This is a genomic window from Ruminococcoides bili (assembly GCF_040093295.1).
Lineage (GTDB): Bacteria > Bacillota > Clostridia > Oscillospirales > Acutalibacteraceae > Ruminococcoides > Ruminococcoides intestinale_A.
Genome location: NZ_JBBNJY010000018.1, coordinates 38,972 through 44,971, shown reverse-complemented (window position 1 = coordinate 44,971; position 6,000 = coordinate 38,972). Strand labels below are relative to the sequence as shown.

Genomic DNA, 6,000 nt, shown 5'->3' with positions numbered 1-6,000 from the left:
CGATCTATCGGAAGATTTTTATGGGCGCTGCCCAAACCCGCAATTTTGAAAAAATTGAGTAAACTTTTTTGATCTTTTGCTGATAATTTAGCGTTAGCTAAATTTCAATGCTCGACAGACATTTCGTTAAACCATAATTTATTATTGTTACCCCAACATTTATTATAGAGCCTTTTTGTTTGTTATTATTTACATATTTTCATCATAAACCGCTCTGCAGCCGCCGATAAATTTCGGTCTGGTTCTTGCGGCAAGTAAAATAGCGTTGCCAATGTGATCAAGGCTCAGTCTTACGGGAACAGCTACTTTTTTAAGGTGCATACCTATTAATGTACCGCCAATGTCAAGTCCTGCGTCAGCCTTGATTTCTTCAAGAGCAACAGGATTTTTAAATGTTTTATATGCTGTTGTGGCAAAAGAACCGCCTGCCTTTGGTTGCGGAACAACATTTACAATTTCCGCATATGGAACGGCATCACGCTCTACAATGATTGCACGGTTCAGATGTTCGCAGCATTGAGCGGCAAGATAGATTTTCTTTTCGGTAAGCACTTCATAAATACCCTTGAAAACCTGCTCGGCAACCTCAAGATTAGAGTTTTTGCCGATAGTTCCTCCGGCAACTTCACTTGAAGAACAGCCGACTACAACTATACTGCCTTCCTTAAGTTTGGCAACATTACAAAGCTCTTCGCAAGCCTGTTTTGCTTGAGAATAAATATCAACTGACATATATATCAACTCCTAAATTATCATCTATACTTATTATAGCATTATTTTTATAAAGTACAAGTCTATTAGCTTTTTAAGATAAAAATAATAGAATTTATATAACAATCTTGATTTTTTAGTAAATATGTTATATAATAAAGCTACAAAAATTTTTTAGCAAAGGATGAAAAATATATGAATAGATTTGTATTAAACGAAACTTCTTATCACGGCGCAGGTGCAATCAATTCTATCCCTGAAGAAATTAAGGGAAGAGGTTTTAAGAAGGTGCTTGTAGCGTCTGACCCCGACCTTGTAAAATTCGGAGTTACAAAAAAAGTTACGGATGTGCTTGAAAATGCGGGCATTGAATATACTTTATATTCAGACATCAAACCTAATCCTACCATACAGAATGTTCAGCACGGTGTTGAAGTATTTAAAGAGAGCGGAGCAGATTGTATTGTTGCAATCGGCGGCGGTTCTTCAATGGATACGGCAAAGGCAGTCGGCATAATTATTAATAATCCCGAATTTGCGGATGTTCGCTCGCTTGAGGGTGTTGCACCCACAAAGAACAAAGCAGTGCCGATTATCGCAGTTCCGACAACGGCAGGTACAGCCGCTGAAGTTACAATTAACTATGTAATTACAGATGTTGAAAAGAACAGAAAAATGGTATGCGTAGATGTTCACGATATTCCTGTAGTTGCAGTAGTTGACCCTGATATGATGTCAACTATGCCAAAAGGTCTTACCGCCGCAACAGGTATGGACGCACTTACGCACGCAATTGAGGGCTACATAACAAAGGGTGCATGGGCACTTTCCGATATGTTCCATTTAAAGGCAATTGAAATTATTTCAAAGTCTTTGCGTGGCGCAGTAGATAACACACCGGAGGGCAGAGAGGGAATGGCTCTCGGTCAGTATGTAGCAGGTATGGGATTCTCAAATGTCGGACTTGGTATAGTTCACTCAATGGCTCATCCGCTCGGCGCTTTGTACGACACACCGCACGGTGTTGCAAATGCCATTATTCTTCCGACAGTTATGGAGTATAACGCTCCTGCCACAGGTGATAAGTACAAATACATTGCCGCCGCAATGGGTGTAGATGGTACAGAGAATATGACTGTTGACGAATACCGCAAGGCAGCAGTTGACGCAGTTAAAAAACTTTCTCAAGATGTAGGTATTCCTGCGGATTTAAAAGAAATTGTTAAGCCTGAAGATGTACCGTTCCTTGCACAGTCGGCATATGATGACGCTTGCCGTCCCGGCAACCCAAGAGATACCAGCGTAGAAGAAATTGCCGAACTTTATAAGAGTCTTATGTAATTATAATTCGGTAACAGAATATTTATATAACATTGAAAGCCTGCGATTTTCGCAGGCTTTTTGTATAACAAAAAATGCAGTCAAAAACCGACTGCATTTTTTTCGTATTATTTAGATTTTCTTTTGAAGATTTTGCCGTAAAGTTTGGTATCTTTAAAGCCTTTCGGTTGTTTGTCGGGGATTTCTTTTAAGCTGTTTACTACTTTCTTTATGCCTGTATATTCGCTTTCAAGAATTGTGCAGAGCGCATATGAGGCATAGGGGAGGAGAAGAACAATGTATGTCAGTATATACTGCGATTTTCCTTCGAAAAGCAAGTGATAGCCGAATCCTCCGAGCAATACAAGCGGCAGCAATACCGTAGAAATGTTTGTCTTTTTATACAGGAACATAAAGTAAATGCCGAGTGTAAAGAGTATAAACACTACCATCATATAGAAGTTAAAGTACAATTCAAGGAACTGTCCTGTACTGCCGTCATAAACAGCCTTGCCAAGACCCTCCTGTACATCAACATCGTGTCCTTTAACCTTGCTTACCCAAATGCTTTCGTATGACGGTTCATTCCACTGACTTAATATTTTGTTGCCAAAGAAATTAATTGCATATTCGGAATCGTTTTTCATTTTATTAAGACGGCTGTTAATATCTGACCATGCTTGCGATTCTGCGGCATCAATATCACAATTGTTGCTTGTATAAAGACTTAGTGCGATATTGTTGTACCAACCGGGAGCCATATAGGATTCGTTAAGTCCCATATCAAGATAAAGTACCTGTGAAACACCGCCCTTAAGTTCGGTGTTTGCTCTTGATGCGTAGCTTTTGATTACAAGATTACTTGTACCGACAACGGCAATACAGAGAGCAAGTGCAAATGCGATACTCTGCCATTTTTTAGCCTTTACGGTGTGAATGATAAGCATAATTACAAAGGCAACAAGGTAAATTAAGTTGTTGTACTTTGCAAGTGCCGATACAACGAGCAGAACTCCGCAAGGGATAAGCACAAGATATTTATCGGTTTGGAAATATTTGATTAGGAAGTGTGACGCCCATATTGCACAGCACATACCGATTATGTTGCCGTATACGAATGTGCAGAAAAGTACAGGCTGAATACAACCGGCAAGTGCAAGAATTACTATAAATTCAATTTTGTTTCTGCCGAAAATCTGCTTTGTGATTTTTGCAATGCCAAGATATGCCGCCGCAACGCAAAGTACATTTATAACTTGTAGAGGCATTGTGCTGTCTGTACCGAAAATTCTGTAAACGATTTCGCTTATAAGCACAAAGCCGAGTTGGAACGGATAACAATTGTAGTATGAAAATCCGCTGTAGAAATCCTTGTTATAAAAATCGGAACCGTTATGTAAAAATGCATAATTGCCTTGTGCCGCTTGAGAGGCGGTTTCGTAAATATTGTAACTGTCTGCCGCAGGAATTGATTGTACAGAGAATATCCATACAAGTCCGATGATTGCAGAAAAAGCAAACAAGCCTGCCTCCATAAATTTCATATTTACTTTGGCGAAAAATGCGGTATGCTTATTAATCTTAAAAAGCAAAGCTGTAAATATCACAAGGCAGAATATATTTATTACAAATAAATCGTCTTGAAACAAAATAACTTCGGAGCTGTAGTTTGCAGGGTCAATAACGCAGGTCTGAAATATACTCATTATTGCAATGTAGCCAAAAACTAAAAACAGCAGTCCGCATATTATATTCACCGCTATGCTTTCTGTAAGGCAATGCTTTGCAACAGCAGTTTTAACCGTGGTTTGAGCCTTTTGCTTAGGCTCTTTGTTTTTTTCTTGATTAGTTGGGTTATTGCTCATTTTTGCACCTTCCTGTTAAAATTCTTTTTTTACAGAGCGCATAAAGAGCTTTCCGAGTGCGTCTTTAGGGTCTACATTGTCAAACAAAACGCTGTAAACGCTTTCGACAATCGGAAGCTCAACATTATTTTCTTTGCCGAGTTTGCACAATGCTTTTGATGTCATAACACCCTCGGCAAGTTTTTCAAATTTAATACCCTTTACATAATTTTCACCGTAACTGCGGTTATGACTCCATTTTGAGAATAAAGTTGCCTCATAGTCGCCAAGATGACAAAGTCCGTAGGCGCTCATTTCATTGCCGCCGAGAGCTTTTATAAGTCTTGCAATCTCTCGTGTGCCTCTTGCCATAAGCGCACCTTTTAATGACGCATAGCCAAAGCCGTCAAGCATACCTGCGGCAATGCCGATAACATTTTTAGCGGCCGCACCGATTTCGCTTCCGATAAGGTCTGTGCCGACATAAAATCTTATGAGTGAGCTTGAAAAACTGTTTACAAGCTTTTCTTTTATTTCGTGATTTTTGCTGTCGATTACCATACAGTTTGGAATACCCTTTACATAATCCTGCGGATGTCCCGGGCCTACCCATACGGCAATAGGTGTTTTTTCTTCGTCAACAAAGTCGCCGACAACTTGGCTGAGTCTTTGACCCGTTGCTGCCTCAACACCTTTCATACAAAGCACAATGGTTTTGCCGTCAAGATTGTTTTGAGCGATGCTCTGCATATATGAACGCAAATGTTGAGATGAAATAGAAATAACAATTACTTCTGCGTGATTGACCGCCTTTGCAAGGTCAGAAGTAACCTCTATTGATTCGGGAAAAGTAAGGTAGTCGTTTTTATGTGTTGTACTTAACTGTATAAATTCGGGAGCGTCGGCAAGTCCGCAGGAAATTACATTGTTGCCTATCTTATCAAGATACCAGGCAATGCAGCTGCCCCAGCGACCGCAACCCAAAACAGAAATATTCATTTATAATCACCTGAAATTTATTTTTTTAATAATATAAACGCAGCCCGCAAAAGGCCTTATCGGCACAAATGCAGGCAAAGTCTGCTTTTAATATGTAATAATATTAAATAAAAAAAACAAAATAACCCCGCCTGACCGTATGATTTTTATAATAACCTGCCTACGAGAAAGCAGGTGGGTGCTCTCCTTTAAACATTAGGCTTCCTTCTTCCGCCAAAGCGGGAGGTCTGCACACCGATTAAAGAGCCGGGCTCCCGATTTAAGAGTTGTAGGGTTATTTTAAAATCATTCACGCATCAGGCAGGGAATTTGTCAAATTGCCATTACTGATATTATATGACAGAAAGAGAAAAATTACTCTTCTTCGTCTTCCTCGTCATCATTGTAATAGTTTTCTTCAAAAATAGCAGCAATTCTGTCGAGCTTTTCATCGTCTTCGATTTCGGCAAGCTCTTCTTCACCGTCTTTTTCAAATACTTCCATAATATAGTATTCGCCGGGATCGTTTACAGCGTCTGCCGGGTTCTCATAGTAAGGGAAGAGTACATAGAACTTACCTTCTTCATTTTCAATAATATCAAGAATTTCAAATTCTATTTCTTCGCCCTCATCACTGATTAAAGTAATAAGATCTACATTAAATTCGTTATCCATAAAAATATATCCTTTCGTTTGCACTTAGCAAATAAAAACAGCATTTATATTATAAAACCAAATTAAAAAGAATTATAAAAAATAATTACCCATTGCTGTTTTAATTGTTCAAGATTATTTTACAATTTTTTAAGCGATTAGTCAAGCATTATTCGTATTTAATTAAAATATATATTTTTTTTACATAAATATTGATAAAAGTATTGATAAATTACAATTAGTATGATATATTATAGATATATTATACAATAACTTCCTTTCAATGTGCTTGAGTACTCCATAAAATTACCTAAAAACCAGCGACTTCTCAGTCGCCGATTTTTACTGTATGTAAAAAGTGTTCAGTTAAAATCAAACTTATTTGTATTATCATAGCTATAATTACGCTTGAAAAAACTTTTCAAAAGATATATAATGCTAAATAATGCTGTCTTTAAACAGATTATTGTGTTTATATAAGCGATATTTTAAT

5 protein-coding genes and 1 other RNA gene are annotated in these 6,000 nt (G+C 38.0%); 1 reads left to right on the top strand and 5 read right to left on the bottom strand.

The window, feature by feature from the left end:
- Nucleotides 1-189: 189 nt before the first annotated feature.
- A complete protein-coding gene (locus AAAY30_RS07270; RefSeq protein WP_337781956.1) occupies nt 190-732 on the bottom strand; it encodes a TIGR01440 family protein in 543 nt (180 codons plus the stop codon).
- Between the two features lie 174 nt (nt 733-906).
- Between AAAY30_RS07270 and fucO the strand changes: the two genes are divergently transcribed.
- Entirely contained in the window at nt 907-2,052 is a 1,146-nt protein-coding gene (gene fucO, locus AAAY30_RS07265; RefSeq protein ID WP_186935129.1) for a lactaldehyde reductase, read from the top strand.
- A gap of 107 nt (nt 2,053-2,159) precedes the next feature.
- Here the strand turns inward: fucO and AAAY30_RS07260 are convergent, their stop codons facing one another.
- The 4 genes from AAAY30_RS07260 to AAAY30_RS07245 all read right to left on the bottom strand — a co-directional run bounded on the left by AAAY30_RS07260 (nt 2,160) and on the right by AAAY30_RS07245 (nt 5,528).
- Nucleotides 2,160-3,896, bottom strand: coding sequence for a glycosyltransferase family 39 protein (locus AAAY30_RS07260; RefSeq protein WP_499215879.1), 1,737 nt, complete (start codon nt 3,894-3,896; stop codon nt 2,160-2,162).
- A gap of 15 nt (nt 3,897-3,911) precedes the next feature.
- Nucleotides 3,912-4,874 (bottom strand): NAD(P)H-dependent glycerol-3-phosphate dehydrogenase, encoded by a 963-nt coding sequence (locus AAAY30_RS07255; protein ID WP_022235045.1) that lies wholly within the window; start codon nt 4,872-4,874, stop codon nt 3,912-3,914.
- Nucleotides 4,875-4,994: 120 nt separating this feature from the next.
- A non-coding RNA gene (gene ssrS / locus AAAY30_RS07250) (6S RNA) lies at nt 4,995-5,184 on the bottom strand.
- A 44-nt stretch (nt 5,185-5,228) separates the two neighbouring features.
- A complete protein-coding gene (locus AAAY30_RS07245) occupies nt 5,229-5,528 on the bottom strand; it encodes a DUF1292 domain-containing protein (RefSeq protein ID WP_022235046.1) in 300 nt (99 codons plus the stop codon).
- Nucleotides 5,529-6,000 lie beyond the last annotated feature (472 nt).

What these genes read in the sequence shown, in the direction of transcription:
- AAAY30_RS07245 (WP_022235046.1), bottom strand. Translation starts at nt 5,528, where the DNA reads ATGGATAACGAATTTAATGTAGATCTTATTACTTTAATCAGTGATGAG.
- fucO (WP_186935129.1), top strand. Translation starts at nt 907, where the DNA reads ATGAATAGATTTGTATTAAACGAAACTTCTTATCACGGCGCAGGTGCA.
- AAAY30_RS07270 (WP_337781956.1), bottom strand. Translation starts at nt 732, where the DNA reads ATGTCAGTTGATATTTATTCTCAAGCAAAACAGGCTTGCGAAGAGCTT.
- AAAY30_RS07260 (WP_499215879.1), bottom strand. Translation starts at nt 3,896, where the DNA reads ATGAGCAATAACCCAACTAATCAAGAAAAAAACAAAGAGCCTAAGCAA.
- AAAY30_RS07255 (WP_022235045.1), bottom strand. Translation starts at nt 4,874, where the DNA reads ATGAATATTTCTGTTTTGGGTTGCGGTCGCTGGGGCAGCTGCATTGCC.